The following is a 12,488-nucleotide window of genomic DNA, read 5'->3' as shown; positions in this document are numbered from 1 at the left end:
GGGCCGGCCGGCGTCGTCCGTCATCGCTCGCCCGCCGCCCGCCGGCCGGGGGCGTCCCCGAACTCCTCCGCGAAGACGGCCTCGTACTGCTTCATGAAGTCGGCCGCGGCCGACACGAAGGCGCGGCCCGCCTCGCCCGCGTCCTGCCGGACGAGCTCCTCGATGTACCGGTTCACACTGACGCCCCGCTGCCGCGCCCGGCGGCGGGCGGCCTCGGCGGTGGTCTCGTCGACGCGTACGTTCAGCTGGGTCTTCGCCACACCACGACGCTAGCGCCGCCGCGCTAGCACCGGCAAGATGGACGCATGAACGATCTTCGGATACGCGCCGCCTCGCCCGCCGACCTGGACGCCGTCCTCGCCTTCTGGAAGGTCGCGGCCGAGGGGACGAGCATCAGCGACGACCGGGACGGTGTCGAGCGGCTGGTCGCCCGGGACCCGGAGGCGCTGATCCTCGCCCAGGCGGGCGGGGCCCTCGCGGGGACGGTGATCGCCGGGTTCGACGGGTGGCGCTGCCACCTGTACCGGCTGGCCGTGCATCCGGACCACCGGCGCCGGGGCGTCGGCACGGCGCTGCTCGCGGCGGCCGAGGAGCGGTTCGTCGGCCTCGGCGGGCGGCGGGCCGACGCCATGGTCCTGGACCGCAACGAACGGGCGCACCACGCCTGGCGGGCGGCCGGTTACGGCCGGGAGCCGCAGTGGGGCCGCTGGGTGAAGCCCCTCACACCCTGACCACTTTGCTGATCCTTTACCATGGGTTCACCCAGTCCGTAACGACCGAGAGGTGTGAGCGTCCGCCCATGGGCGAGCCTCCCAGTAGTAGCCGTAGCCGAGATCGCGCATCCCTTCCCTCCGTGGCCGATCATGGAACGGAGGTGAACCGATGACCGAAGTGCTCCTGCTCCTCGTGGCGCTGCTGCTCTCGCTCGCGTGCGGGGCGTTCGTCGCGGCCGAGTTCTCACTGACCACCGTCGAGCGAAGCGAGCTGGAACGGGCGGCCGAGCGCGGTGAGCGCGGAGCGCCCGGCGCCCTCAAGGCGGTGCGCTCCCTCACCTTCCAGCTCTCCGGCGCCCAGCTCGGCATCACCGTCACCAACCTGATCGTCGGCATGCTGTCCGAGCCGTCCATCGCCAAGCTCATCCGCGGCCCGATCCAGGACCTCGGCCTGTCGGCGTCGGTGGCGTCCTCGGTGGCGCTGGTCCTCGGTACGGCGCTGTCGACGGTCGTCCTGATGGTCGTCGGCGAGCTGGTCCCGAAGAACTGGGCCATCTCGTCGCCGCTGGCCGTCGCCAAGGTCGTCGCCACCCCGCAGCGCGTCTTCACCGCCGCGTTCAGGCCCCTGATCAGCCACCTCAACAACACGGCCAACCGGATCGTCCGCCGGCTCGGCATGGAGCCGGCCGAGGAGCTGGCCTCGGCGCGCAGCCCCCAGGAGCTGGTGGCCCTGGCGCGCCACTCCGCGCGTGCGGGTGCCCTGGAGCCGGACACCGCCGAGCTGTTCGTCCGGACCCTGAACCTCGCGGAGCTGACCGCGGAGAACGTCATGACCCCGCGCGTACAGGTCACCGCGCTGGAGGCACAGGCCACCGCCGAGGACGTCGCCAACGCGACCCGCGCCACCGGCCTGTCCCGCTTCCCCGTCTACCGGGGCGGCCTGGACTCGGTCATCGGCATCGCGCACATCAAGGACGTCCTGACCGTCCCGGCGCCGCAGCGGCGCCTCAAGCCGGTCACGGAGATCCTCCGCGAGCCGCTGCTCGTCCCCGAGTCGCTGACCGTGGACCGGCTGCTGGACCGGCTGTCCGGCAAGACGACGATGGCCGTCGTCATAGACGAGTACGGCGGTACGGCCGGGGTCGTGACCCTGGAGGACATCGTCGAGGAGGTCGTCGGCGAGGTCCGCGACGAGCACGACCCGCACGAGACGCCGGACCTCGCCCCTGCGGGTGAGGACGCCGACGGGCGGGCCCTGTGGTCCGCCGACGGCGCCGCCAGGACCGACCAGCTGGAGGCGATCGGCCTGCGCGTGCCGGACGGCCCGTACGAGACCCTCGCCGGGCTCGTCGCCACCGAGCTGGGGCGCATCCCCGCCGTCGGCGACCGCGTCGCCCTCGGCGGCTGGGGGCTCGACGTGGTCGACGCCTCCGGGCGCCGTGCCGCGCGCGTGCTGCTGCACGCCCCGCCGGCCGGGCCGGACGGTGACGGGGACGGGGACGGAGCGGGTGCCGGCGAGTCCGGATCGCACAAGGGTGCGCACAAGGGCGGGGAGGCGGGCCGATGACCGCGATCCAGTTGCTGATCGGTCTGCTGACCCTAGTGGTCAACGCCTTCTTCGTCGGCGCGGAGTTCGCCATGATCTCCGTACGCCGCAGCCAGATCGAGCCGGAGGCGGAGGCCGGGAACCGGCGGGCGCGCAGCGTCATCTGGGGCCTGGAGCACGTCTCGGCGCTGCTCGCGGCGGCCCAGCTGGGCATCACGCTGTCCACGCTGGTGCTCGGTGTCGTGGCCGAGCCGGCCATCGCGCACCTGCTGGAGCCGGTGTTCGACGCGGTCGGCGTCCCGCACGGGCTGGTGCACCCGATCTCGTTCGTCATCGCGCTGTCGCTGGCCACGTACCTGCACATGCTGCTCGGCGAGATGGTGCCGAAGAACATCGCCCTGGCCGAGCCGACACGTACGGCGCTGCTGCTGGGCCCGCCGCTGGTGGCGCTGGCGAGGGCCCTGAAGCCGGTGATCTTCACGATCAACGCGTTCGCCAACACCCTGCTAAGGCTGATGCGGGTGGAGGTGAAGGACGAGGTGTCGGCGACGTTCTCGGACGACGAGCTGGCGCGGATGGTCACGGACGCGGGTGACGCGGGCCTCCTGGACGACCGGGCGGCCGAGCGGCTGCACGACGCCCTGGAACTCGGCCGGCGTCCGGTGCGCGACGTGGTGATGCCGGTGGAGCGCGTGATGTACGCCCGGGTCGGCACGACGCCGGAGCAGCTGGAGGCGCTGGCCGCCGAGTCGGGCTTCTCGCGCTTCCCGGTGGTCGACTCGGCCCACCGGATCCTCGGGTACCTGCACGTGAAGGACGCGCTGGACGTGATGCCGCGCGACCTGCCGTTCCCCGTGACGGCGATGCGGCCGATCGCCCGGGTCCGGGCGGCCACGCCCCTGGACGACGTCCTGACCGCCATGCGGCGCAGCCGCACGCACCTGGCCGCCGTGCTCGACGACGACGGCAGGCTGGCGGGGCTGGTCACCATGGAGGACGTGCTGCGGGAGCTGGTGGGACGCCCGGCGGCGTGACGGCCGGCCCGTGCCCGTGCGTTCGGCCTGGAAGGCGGTCCGGCGTGGAAGGCGGTCCGGCCTAGAAGGCGGTCGCCGACGTCCAGGCGTCGAGGAGCGTGGGGTCGCCGGAGACGGTGAACCGGTGGTCGTCGGCGCCGTACCTCCCGTAGAGGAGGAGCAGCAGCTCACCGGCGGTGCCCGCGACCGTGACGGTCGCGGGCTCCGTCGTTCCCGGGGCCGCCGTCCGGCGGGTCCAGTCGAAGCCGCCCCCGCCGAGCGTGATCGTCCAGGTCGTCCGGGCCGCCGCACCGGTGTCGGTCGCGGTCAGCCGCAGGGTGGCGCCGTCGCGGCCGATCCGGGAGACCGGTTCGGCGATCCAGCCGTAGTGCGGCAGGTTCTCCAGGAACTCCTCGACGGCGTCGGCGGCCGTTGCCGGCTCGACGCGGGGTTCGGCGCCCACGGCCAGCGCCGCGTCGGCGAGGTGGACGGCGGACTCCGACAGCACGCGCCGGTGGTAGGCGCGCACGTGCCGGTCGGCGCCGAACGACCAGAGGCCGGCGTCCGGGTCGGCGGCGCGCAGGGCGCGCACGGCCGCCTCGGCGCCCTCGACCGCCCAGTCCAGGCACTCGGCCGGATCCGCGGGCGGCTGAAGCCGGAGGTCCTTGGCGAAGACCCGCTCGGTGGGCAGCGTGCGCACCATGTGCGCGGTCCAGCGGTGGGTGGTGCCGTAGTGGGCGATCAGGTCGCCGACCGTCCAGCCCGGGCAGCTCGGTACCGGGGCCGCCGGGTCGGCGCCCCGCAGCGTCTTCGCGAAGCGGCGGGCGTGGTCCTCGACGGCGTCGCAGTACCACGCGTACGGGTCCTCGGCGAGGCCGAGCCCGGCCGGGACCCGCAGGAGCGCCTCCCGCCAGGGCCCCTCCGGTTCGCGCAGCGCCGCCTGCCGGAGGAGGGCGTCGAGCCGGCGCCGGTCGCCGGGAGCGAGGCGGCCCAGCGCGTGGGCCGTGTGCTCCGTCCACCCCACCGCGGTGTCGGGGTCGAGCACCTCGTCGTCGCAGGTGTCGACGTGTGCCAGGAGGTGGGCCAGGGCGGTGGCCAGCGCCTGCTGGAGTGGATCGCTCATGGTGCTCGCCTTCCCTTCCCCGGCCCGCTGCGGACCCGCCGACCCTACGCGATACGATCGCACCGCCATGGAGATGAATGCCACCTACAACAGTTTCGTCGCGGTGGGCGACAGCTTCACCGAGGGGATGTCGGACCTCCTGCCCGACGGCTCCTACCGGGGCTGGGCCGACCTGCTGGCGTCCCGCCTCGCCACCCGCTCCCCCGGCTTCCGGTACGCCAACCTCGCCGTGCGCGGAAAGCTGATCGGCCAGATCGTCGACGAACAGGTGGACCTCGCGGCGGCCATGAAGGCGGACGTCGTCACCCTGGTCGGCGGACTGAACGACACCCTGCGCCCGAAGTGCGACATGGGGCGGGTGCGCGGGCTGCTGGAGGAGGCCGTGGAGCGCCTGGCCCCGTCGTGCGGGCAGCTCGTGCTGATGCGCAGCCCCGGCCGGAACGGCCCCGTGATGCAGCGGTTCCGGCCACGCATGGAGGAGCTGTTCGCGCACGTCGACGCGCTGGCCGCCCGGCACGGCGCCCTGGTGGTCGACCTGTACGGCGCCGAGGTGATGGGCGATCCGCGGCTGTGGGACCTGGACCGGCTGCACCTGACCGCCGAGGGCCACCGGCGGGTCGCCGAGGCCGTGTGGCAGGCGCTCGGTCTGCCGCCGGAGGAGGACTGGCGGGCACCGCTGGGGCCGCTCGTGCCGACCGCCTGGCTGGCCCGGCGCTCCGGCGACCTGCGGTTCGCCCGCCGGCACCTGGGGCCGTGGATCGGGCGGCGGCTGACCGGCCGGTCGTCCGGCGACGGGCGCCCCGCGAAGCGGCCGGACCTGCTGCCGTACGTCCTGGACGACGACGCGCCCCTGGCGTAGCGGCTGGGGCGGGTCGCGCACCGGCGGCCTGCCCGCGCGGTCCACGGCCGCGCGCCGGGCGTCGCCCTCGGTGCCGGTGACCGTGGTCTCGTAGCAAGGTACAACCCGGCCCGTGGCGCTGGCCTGCACAAACCGCCAGTAGACTCTGGTCACGTGACTGCCAAGCCTCGCATCCCCAATGTCCTGGCCGGCCGCTACGCCTCCGCGGAGCTCGCCGTCCTGTGGTCCCCCGAGCAGAAGGTGCAGCTCGAGCGCCGGCTGTGGCTCGCCGTGCTGCGCGCCCAGCGGGACCTCGGCATCGAGGTGCCGGAGGCCGCCCTCGCCGACTACGAGCGGGTGCTCGGCCAGGTCGACCTGGCGTCGATCGCGGAGCGCGAGAAGGTCACGCGCCACGACGTGAAGGCGCGTATCGAGGAGTTCAACGCGCTCGCGGGCCACGAGCAGGTCCACAAGGGCATGACCTCGCGCGACCTGACCGAGAACGTCGAGCAGTTGCAGATCCGGCTCTCCCTGGAGCTGATGCGGGACCGCACCGTCGCGGTGCTGGCCCGGCTGGGCAAGCTGGCGGGCGAGTACGGCGAGCTGGTCATGGCGGGACGCTCGCACAACGTCGCCGCCCAGGCCACCACCCTCGGCAAGCGCTTCGCGACCGCCGCCGACGAGCTGCTGGTGGCGTACGCGCGGCTGGAGGAGCTGCTGGGCCGCTACCCGCTGCGCGGGATCAAGGGACCGGTGGGCACCGCGCAGGACATGCTGGACCTGCTGGGCGGGGACACCGCGAAGCTGGCGGAGCTGGAGCAGCGGATCGCCGGGCACCTGGGCTTCGCCCACGCCTTCACCTCGGTCGGCCAGGTCTACCCGCGGTCGCTGGACTACGAGGTGGTCACCGCGCTGGTGCAGCTGGCCGCCGCCCCCTCCTCGCTGGCGAAGACGATCCGGCTGATGGCCGGGCACGAACTGGTCACCGAGGGTTTCAAGCCCGGGCAGGTCGGCTCCTCGGCCATGCCGCACAAGATGAACACCCGCTCCTGCGAGCGCGTCAACGGCCTGATGGTCATCCTGCGCGGCTACGCGTCGATGACCGGCGAGCTGGCCGGCGACCAGTGGAACGAGGGCGACGTCTCCTGCTCGGTGGTGCGCCGGGTGGCGCTGCCCGACGCGTTCTTCGCCCTCGACGGGCTGCTGGAGACGTTCCTGACGGTGCTGGACGAGTTCGGCGCGTTCCCGGCCGTCGTCGCCCGCGAGCTGGACCGCTACCTGCCGTTCCTCGCCACCACCAAGGTGCTGATGGCGTCGGTGCGGGCGGGTGTGGGCCGCGAGGTCGCGCACGAGGCCATCAAGGAGAACGCGGTGGCGTCGGCGCTGGCCATGCGCGAGCAGGGCGCGGAGCGCAACGAGCTGCTGGACAAGCTCGCCGCCGACGACCGCATCCCGCTCGACCGCGGGCAGCTGGACGCGGCGATGGCCGACAAGCTGGCGTTCACGGGCGCCGCCGCGGGCCAGGTCGGTGCGGTGGTCGCGCGGATCGAGGAGATCGCCAAGCAGCACCCGGAGGCCGCCGGTTACGTCCCGGGTGCGATCCTCTGACGCGGGGCACACGGACCGTATGACTCCTGAGGAACTCCAGGCCGCCCGCGACCGCGTCGTCCCCGATGTGATCGCGAGCGGCCTGTCCGTGCTGTTCTGCGGTATCAACCCGGGCCTGATGTCGGCCGCGACGGGCCATCACTTCGCCCGCCCCGGCAACCGGTTCTGGCCCGTGCTGCACCGCTCCGGTTTCACCCCGCGCCAGTTGCGGCCCGCCGAGCAGGAGGAGCTGCTGGCGTACGGGCTCGGCATCACCAACGTGGTGGAGCGGGCGAGCGCGCGGGCGGACGAGCTGACCGACGAGGAGTTCCGCGAGGGCGGCCGGCTGCTGGCCCTGAAGGTGGAGCGGCTGCGCCCGCGCTGGCTCGCCGTCGCGGGCGTCACCGCGTACCGCACCGCGTTCCGCGACCCCAAGGCCCGGATCGGCCCGCAGGACCGGACGATCGGCGACACCCGCGTCTGGGCGCTGCCCAACCCCAGCGGGCTCAACGCCCACTGGACGCTCCAGACGATGGCGGAGGAGTTCGCCAGGCTGCGCGCCGCCGCGCGGGAGGAGTCCTAGGGAGTGTCGGGGGCCCGGAACGCGCGGCGGCTGTGCACGAGCAGTTCGCGCACCGCGGGGTTGTGCGGGCTCTGCCAGACCAGGGCGAGCAGGGCGGGGATGTCGGCGTCCTTGAGGTCGAGGGCGGTGAGCCGGTCGCCGTGGCCCGCGGCCATCGACTCGCTGAGGACGGCGACGCCGAGTCCCCGGACGACGAGGTCGACGAGGGTGTCGGCGGCGCCGGCCTGGAGCGCGATCGCGGGGTGGAGGCCCTGGGCGGCGCAGGCCTGGTCGAACACCTTTCGCAGGCCGGTGCCGGGTGGCATGCACACGATGGGGTGCGCCATGAGGTCGCTCAGCGACACCGTCCCGGATGCCGCCAGCGGGTGACCGGCGGGGACCGCCGCGACGAGCCGTTCGCTGATGATGGTCAGCGATTCCAGCCCTTCGGGGGCGGCGGCGGCCGCCCCGATCAGCGCCACGTCGACGCGGCCGGTGCGCACCCCGTCGACGAGCCGGTCGGAGCTGTCCTCCAGCAGCGCGATCTCCACGCCGGGATGGGCCCCGTGGAAGGCGGCGAGGGCGTCGAACAGCGGGGTGATGGTGCAGCCGATGACCATGCCGACGGTGAGCCGGCCCCGGATCAGGCCGGTCACCTCGCTCACGGCCTGGCCCACCGCCCCGGCCGCGGCGAGTGCGGCACGGGCGTGCGGGAGCGCGGCCTCCCCCGCGGCGGTGAGGGTGACGGTGCGGGCCGACCGGTCGAACAGCTCGGCGCCGACTTCCCGTTCGAGCCGGCGGATCTGGGCGCTGACCCCGGACTGGCTGATGTGGACCCGCTCGGCGGCGCGGGTGAAGTTCCGCTCGTCGGCGACGGCGACGAAGTACTCGAGCTGCCTCAGTTCCATGACTGTGGATTCTACTTTCCAGAAGATCCATCTGTTGGACTTCTGGCGGATGGGCGAACAGGCTGGGACGCACCGAAAGCCGAGAAGCAGGAGGAATCCGTGCCGGAGTATGAGAAGGCCATGCGACCCGAGGACATCACCCGCCTGTTCGTGGAGCGGTCCAACGCCGGTGACGCGGCCGGGGTCGCCGCGCTGTACGAGGAGGAGGCCGTCATCGCCTACCCGCCCGGCGAGCTGACGACCGGTCGGGAGGCGATCCGCGCGCTGTGGGCGAAGGTGCTGGCGGGCAAGCCCCGCTTCGAGCCCGAGCAGCCGCTGCCGACGCTGGTCAGTGGTGACATCGCCCTCACCTCGACCCCGCCGAAGGACGGGTCCGGCGCGCGGGCCCAGGTGGTCCGGCGTCAGCCCGACGGAAGCTGGCTGCGCCTGCTCGACCAGCCCGAGTTCGTGCCCCCGGCACGCTGACGCCGCGCGTCACGGCGGGTCGGTCGGCGTGACGGCCGCGAGGAGCTGGAACGGGAGCTCCCCGTCCCACTGCGAGACGCCCAGCGCTATCCAGTGCTCGTCGACCCGCCAGAGGTGGACGTCGGGGACGGACTGGCTGAGGGTGCGCCAGGGTTCGGGGACCTCCTCCCCGTTCGCGCAGCGCTCGAAGAGCGACCACAGGCTGAAGACCTGGGGTTCGCCCCAGCGGGTCGTCAGCAGCGCCGCGAGGGCGTCGCGCTCCGCCTCGTACTGCTCCTCGACGGCCTCCCGGCGGGTGCCGTCGTCCTCCCAGAAGTCCTCGCTGGTGGCCAGTTCGGCCAGGTGGTAATCAGCGCCGCCGCGACCCGCTTCCGGGTCACCGGACCGGGCCGGGAACGGCAGGGTCCGCAGCCGATCGATGGTCGCCAGGTGCCGTGCGGTGGTCATGGCTCCAGTAAAGCCCCCGCCACTGACAACTGGCGCAGCGTCAGACCCCGTCCCGGCGGGCCCCGGGGCGAGGCGCCCGACCGCGCGGCGGGGTGATTGAGTACGATCCGGCAGACACGCGTTCTAGCTGGGAGGACACACGGTGAGCCGGCTGACCGGCGGGGACCCGTCGCTGTTGCGGCGGATCAATTCCGCGGTGGTACTCCATGCGCTGCGCGGCGGTGACGCGCGTACGCTCACCGACCTCACCCGGATCACGGGGCTGTCGCGGCCGACCGTCGAGGGGGTGGTCGAGGGGCTCATCGGCAACGGTCTGGTGGTCGAGGTGGCGCCCGAGGAGGGCGAGGCCAGGCGTCAGGGCCGCCCCGCGCGCAGGTTCCGGTTCCGGGCGGAGGCGGGGCACCTGCTGGGCATCGAGATCGGACCGCACCGGGTGGCCGCGCTGATGTCGGGGCTGGACGGGCGGATCATCGGCGCCGGGTCCCGGGAAGTGCCGGAGACCGCGTCGGCGGACGAACGGCTGGAGCGGGTGCGGACGGTGGTGGCCGACGTGCTGCGCCGCACCGGTGTGGCGCGCGGCAGCCTGCGGGCCGTGGGGGTCGGGACGCCCGGGATCGTGGAGGCGGACGGGACGGTCCGGCTCGGTACGGCGCTGCCCGGCTGGACGGGGCTGGCGCTCGGCGGGCGGCTGCGGCGGTCGTTCCGGTGTCCGGTGCTGGTCGAGAACGACGCGAACGCCGCGGCCGTGGCCGAGCAGTGGAAGGGCGCGGCCACCGACTCGGACGACATCGTGTTCGTGCTCGCGGGCCTGAGCCCCGGGGCCGGTTCGCTGATCGGCGGGCGGCTGCACCGCGGGTTCGGCGGGGCGGCCGGGGAGATCGGGGCGCTGCACCTGCTGGGTCAGGGGGCCACGCCGGAGACGCTGCTGTCGACCACGGACGAGCCGCTGCACCCGCTGGACGAGCAGGCGGTGGCGGAGGTCTTCGCGCTGGCGCGCGAGGGTGACGCGCGGGCCCGGGAGGCGGTGGAGCGGTTCATCCAGCGGCTGGTGCACGACGTGGCGGCGCTGGTGCTGGCGCTCGATCCGGAGGTGGTGGTGATCGGCGGCTGGGCGGCCGGCCTGGACGGCGTACTCGAGCCGCTGCGGAAGGAGCTGGCGCGCTTCTGCCTGCGGCCGCCCCGCGTGGTGCTGTCGCTGCTGGGCGAGGCGGTGGTGGCGACCGGTGCGCTGCGGCTGGCGCTCGACCACGTCGAGGAGCAGCTGTTCGCGGTGGAGGGAACGGTGACGGCCCGCCGCTGAGCGACGGGCCGCGCACGGTCGTACGGGTCAGGAGGCGATGCCGAAGTCCCCGGCGTCGCCGAAGGTGAGCCGGCAGGTGTCGGCGCGGTAGGTGGCGACGGAGACGGCGGCGGTACGGCCCCGCGCCAGGTACCGGGTGGTGACGACGAGGACGGGGGCGCCGGGCAGCCGGTCCAGTTCCCTGGCGTCGTCCGCGCGGGCGGAGCCGAGCTCCACCGCGCGGTCCTGGCCCTCCAGGGTGAGCCGCTGGAGCTCGCGCAGGACGCCGCGGGCGCGGGCCGCGCCGGACGGAGCGTCGATGGCGGTGAGGTCCGGTACGGAGCCGGCGGGGACGTACAGCTGCTCGGCCGCCAGGGCCTGACCGTGCGTCATCCGCAGGCGCCGCACGGTGTGCACCGGTTCGCCGGCGCCCTCGCCGAGGTCGAGGAGGCGGGCCACGGCGGCGGGCGGGGCGGCGAGGACACAGTCCACGGGCTGCCAGACCTCCTCGCCGGTGCCGGGCCACTGGGCCTGCGCGGTGGACACGTCCACGCCCATGCGGGGCGGTGCGACGGTGGTGCCGACGCCGCGGCGGCGCTGGAGCCGGCCCTCCAGCTCCAGCTGTTCCAGGGCCTGGCGGAGCGTGGCGCGGGCCACGCCGAACCGGGCGGCCAGGTCACGCTCGTTGGGCAGGATCTCGCCCACCGAGAATTCCGTGTCCAGCGCTTCGCCGATCACGGTCTTCAGGTGCCAGTACTTGGGCTCGGGCACTGATTCCAGCTGCGTGGTCCCCACCCTGATCCTCCGCAATCGCCGGCTCCCCGGCGGCTTTCCGTGCCTTGTTTATTAAAGGTTCCTGCACTAACCCTGTGACCATAGGACGGCGCTCACCCTTGGTCAAGACCAATCGTCGGCCGGTAACGCAGCGGGGTCGAGTCCTGTCGCAGAGCGTTCACACGCTGTTCGCGCCCATGGGCGTGGCGGTGGTCACGGTGCCAGCGGGGCGACCTTGTCGGGGTTCCTGATCAGGTAGACGCGCGCGATCCGGCCGTCCAGGACGTCCACCTGGAACACCGAGTCGGGCCGGCCGCCGACGAGGACGAGCAGCGCCGGTCCTCCGTTGACCTCCAGGAACCGGACCTCGGCGCGGGCGGCCGGTTCCCTGGCGACGGCGCACAGGAAGCGGCCGACCTTGTCGGCGGTCTCCATCACGCGCAGGGGCCCCTTGGCCTTGCCGCCGCTGTCGCCGATGAGCCGCACGTCGGGGGCGAGCAGGGCGAGCAGCCCGTCCAGGTCGCCCCCGGCCGCCGCCGCGAGGAACCGCTCGGTGAGGTCGCGGCGTTCCGCGGGGTCGACGTCGAACCGGGGCCTGCCCTCGTCGACATGGCGGCGGGCGCGGCCGGCGAGCTGCCGCACGGCCGCCTCCGACCGGTCGAGGGTGGCCGCTATCTCCGCGTACGGGAAGCCGAAGGCCTCGCGGAGCACGAACACCGCGCGTTCCAGCGGCGAGAGGGACTCGAGAACCACCAGGACGGCGAGCGACACGGAGTCGGCGAGCACCGCGCGCTCGACGGTGTCGGGGACGGCCGGGCCGAAGTCGGTGACCAGCGGTTCGGGCAGCCACGGCCCGACGTACGCCTCGCGGCGCGCCTGCAACTGCCGGAGCCGGTCGACGGCGAGCCGCGTGGTGACGCGTACGAGGTAGGAGCGGGGCTCGCGGACGCCGGAGCGGTCGGCGGCGGACCAGCGCAGCCACGCCTCCTGGACGACGTCCTCCGCGTCGGCGACACGGCCGAGCATCCGGTAGGCCACTCCGGTCAGGACGGACCGATGGGCCTCGAAGGCGGCGGAGCCGTCGTCCGCGCCCGCCCCCGACCGCGTACCTGGTTGCGCACCGGATTGCGCACTGCTGTGCGCATCACTGTGCGCACCGAAGTGCACGGTGGGCTTCGTCTCGCTTCGTGTGCTGCCTTCTTTTGTCACCACTCCATCATCCGCTGCCCCGTA

At 73.7% G+C, this 12,488-nt stretch carries 14 protein-coding genes; 8 read left to right on the top strand and 6 right to left on the bottom strand.

What is annotated here, in order from left to right; all coding sequences use genetic code 11:
• Positions 1–20 precede the first annotated feature (20 nt).
• Entirely contained in the window at positions 21–260 is a 240-nt protein-coding gene (locus EIZ62_RS28530) for an antitoxin (protein ID WP_156695540.1), read from the bottom strand.
• A 45-nt stretch (positions 261–305) separates the two neighbouring features.
• Here EIZ62_RS28530 and EIZ62_RS28525 point away from each other — a divergent pair, with 45 nt between their 5' ends.
• From EIZ62_RS28525 to EIZ62_RS28515, 3 genes are all read left to right on the top strand, one after another.
• A complete protein-coding gene (locus tag EIZ62_RS28525; RefSeq protein ID WP_156695539.1) occupies positions 306–731 on the top strand; it encodes a GNAT family N-acetyltransferase in 426 nt (141 codons plus the stop codon).
• A 151-nt stretch (positions 732–882) separates the two neighbouring features.
• A complete protein-coding gene (locus EIZ62_RS28520) occupies positions 883–2,280 on the top strand; it encodes a hemolysin family protein (RefSeq protein ID WP_156695538.1) in 1,398 nt (465 codons plus the stop codon).
• Positions 2,277–3,293 carry a hemolysin family protein gene (locus tag EIZ62_RS28515; protein WP_156695537.1) on the top strand — a complete coding sequence of 339 codons (1,017 nt, stop codon included), beginning with the start codon at positions 2,277–2,279 and terminating at the stop codon, positions 3,291–3,293. The genes EIZ62_RS28520 and EIZ62_RS28515 overlap by 4 nt, the downstream gene beginning before the upstream one ends.
• Before the next feature lie 61 nt (positions 3,294–3,354).
• Here the strand turns inward: EIZ62_RS28515 and EIZ62_RS28510 are convergent, their stop codons facing one another.
• Positions 3,355–4,395: a maleylpyruvate isomerase family mycothiol-dependent enzyme gene (locus tag EIZ62_RS28510; protein WP_156695536.1), complete on the bottom strand. Its 1,041-nt coding sequence runs from the start codon at positions 4,393–4,395 to the stop codon at positions 3,355–3,357.
• 67 nt (positions 4,396–4,462) lie between these two features.
• On the opposite strand from EIZ62_RS28510, the gene EIZ62_RS28505 reads away from it, so the two are divergent.
• The 3 genes from EIZ62_RS28505 to mug all read left to right on the top strand — a co-directional run bounded on the left by EIZ62_RS28505 (position 4,463) and on the right by mug (position 7,403).
• Positions 4,463–5,254, top strand: coding sequence for an SGNH/GDSL hydrolase family protein (locus EIZ62_RS28505; RefSeq protein WP_156695535.1), 792 nt, complete (start codon positions 4,463–4,465; stop codon positions 5,252–5,254).
• A 153-nt stretch (positions 5,255–5,407) separates the two neighbouring features.
• Entirely contained in the window at positions 5,408–6,841 is a 1,434-nt protein-coding gene (gene purB / locus EIZ62_RS28500) for an adenylosuccinate lyase (RefSeq protein WP_156695534.1), read from the top strand.
• A gap of 19 nt (positions 6,842–6,860) precedes the next feature.
• On the top strand, positions 6,861–7,403 hold the full coding sequence (mug, locus tag EIZ62_RS28495) for a G/U mismatch-specific DNA glycosylase (RefSeq protein ID WP_156695533.1): 543 nt from the start codon (positions 6,861–6,863) through the stop codon (positions 7,401–7,403).
• On the opposite strand, the gene EIZ62_RS28490 is transcribed toward mug, so the two are convergent.
• The gene (locus EIZ62_RS28490) at positions 7,400–8,290 is read right to left on the bottom strand and encodes a LysR family transcriptional regulator (RefSeq protein ID WP_156695532.1); all 891 of its coding nucleotides are present in this window, start codon (positions 8,288–8,290) and stop codon (positions 7,400–7,402) included. The genes mug and EIZ62_RS28490 overlap by 4 nt on opposite strands.
• Positions 8,291–8,389: 99 nt before the next feature.
• Between EIZ62_RS28490 and EIZ62_RS28485 the strand changes: the two genes are divergently transcribed.
• Positions 8,390–8,755 carry a YybH family protein gene (locus tag EIZ62_RS28485; protein WP_156695531.1) on the top strand — a complete coding sequence of 122 codons (366 nt, stop codon included), beginning with the start codon at positions 8,390–8,392 and terminating at the stop codon, positions 8,753–8,755.
• A gap of 9 nt (positions 8,756–8,764) precedes the next feature.
• Here EIZ62_RS28485 and EIZ62_RS28480 read toward each other — a convergent pair whose 3' ends face one another.
• The gene (locus EIZ62_RS28480; protein ID WP_156695530.1) at positions 8,765–9,202 is read right to left on the bottom strand and encodes a hypothetical protein; all 438 of its coding nucleotides are present in this window, start codon (positions 9,200–9,202) and stop codon (positions 8,765–8,767) included.
• Positions 9,203–9,344: 142 nt separating this feature from the next.
• Here EIZ62_RS28480 and EIZ62_RS28475 point away from each other — a divergent pair, with 142 nt between their 5' ends.
• Positions 9,345–10,502: an ROK family transcriptional regulator gene (locus tag EIZ62_RS28475; protein ID WP_156695529.1), complete on the top strand. Its 1,158-nt coding sequence runs from the start codon at positions 9,345–9,347 to the stop codon at positions 10,500–10,502.
• Positions 10,503–10,529: 27 nt separating this feature from the next.
• On the opposite strand, the gene EIZ62_RS28470 is transcribed toward EIZ62_RS28475, so the two are convergent.
• Together EIZ62_RS28470 and EIZ62_RS28465 are read right to left on the bottom strand one after the other, a co-directional pair.
• Positions 10,530–11,276, bottom strand: coding sequence for a GntR family transcriptional regulator (locus tag EIZ62_RS28470; protein WP_156695528.1), 747 nt, complete (start codon positions 11,274–11,276; stop codon positions 10,530–10,532).
• Positions 11,277–11,468: 192 nt separating this feature from the next.
• Complete coding sequence (locus EIZ62_RS28465) at positions 11,469–12,422, bottom strand: RNA polymerase sigma-70 factor (protein ID WP_156695527.1); 954 nt, start codon at positions 12,420–12,422, stop codon at positions 11,469–11,471.
• Positions 12,423–12,488: the final 66 nt, after the last annotated feature.

The sequence above is a fragment of the Streptomyces ficellus genome (assembly GCF_009739905.1).
Classification (GTDB): domain Bacteria; phylum Actinomycetota; class Actinomycetes; order Streptomycetales; family Streptomycetaceae; genus Streptomyces; species Streptomyces ficellus_A.
The sequence above is the reverse complement of the archived record's forward strand: the minus strand, read 5'-3'. Positions and strand labels throughout refer to the sequence as shown.

Bases quoted from the DNA above. Each gene is read 5' to 3' on its own strand.
- EIZ62_RS28525 (WP_156695539.1), top strand. From the start codon at position 306: ATGAACGATCTTCGGATACGCGCCGCCTCGCCCGCCGACCTGGACGCC.
- EIZ62_RS28520 (WP_156695538.1), top strand. From the start codon at position 883: ATGACCGAAGTGCTCCTGCTCCTCGTGGCGCTGCTGCTCTCGCTCGCG.
- EIZ62_RS28515 (WP_156695537.1), top strand. From the start codon at position 2,277: ATGACCGCGATCCAGTTGCTGATCGGTCTGCTGACCCTAGTGGTCAAC.
- EIZ62_RS28510 (WP_156695536.1), bottom strand. From the start codon at position 4,395: ATGAGCGATCCACTCCAGCAGGCGCTGGCCACCGCCCTGGCCCACCTC.
- EIZ62_RS28505 (WP_156695535.1), top strand. From the start codon at position 4,463: ATGGAGATGAATGCCACCTACAACAGTTTCGTCGCGGTGGGCGACAGC.
- mug (WP_156695533.1), top strand. From the start codon at position 6,861: ATGACTCCTGAGGAACTCCAGGCCGCCCGCGACCGCGTCGTCCCCGAT.
- EIZ62_RS28490 (WP_156695532.1), bottom strand. From the start codon at position 8,290: ATGGAACTGAGGCAGCTCGAGTACTTCGTCGCCGTCGCCGACGAGCGG.
- EIZ62_RS28480 (WP_156695530.1), bottom strand. From the start codon at position 9,202: ATGACCACCGCACGGCACCTGGCGACCATCGATCGGCTGCGGACCCTG.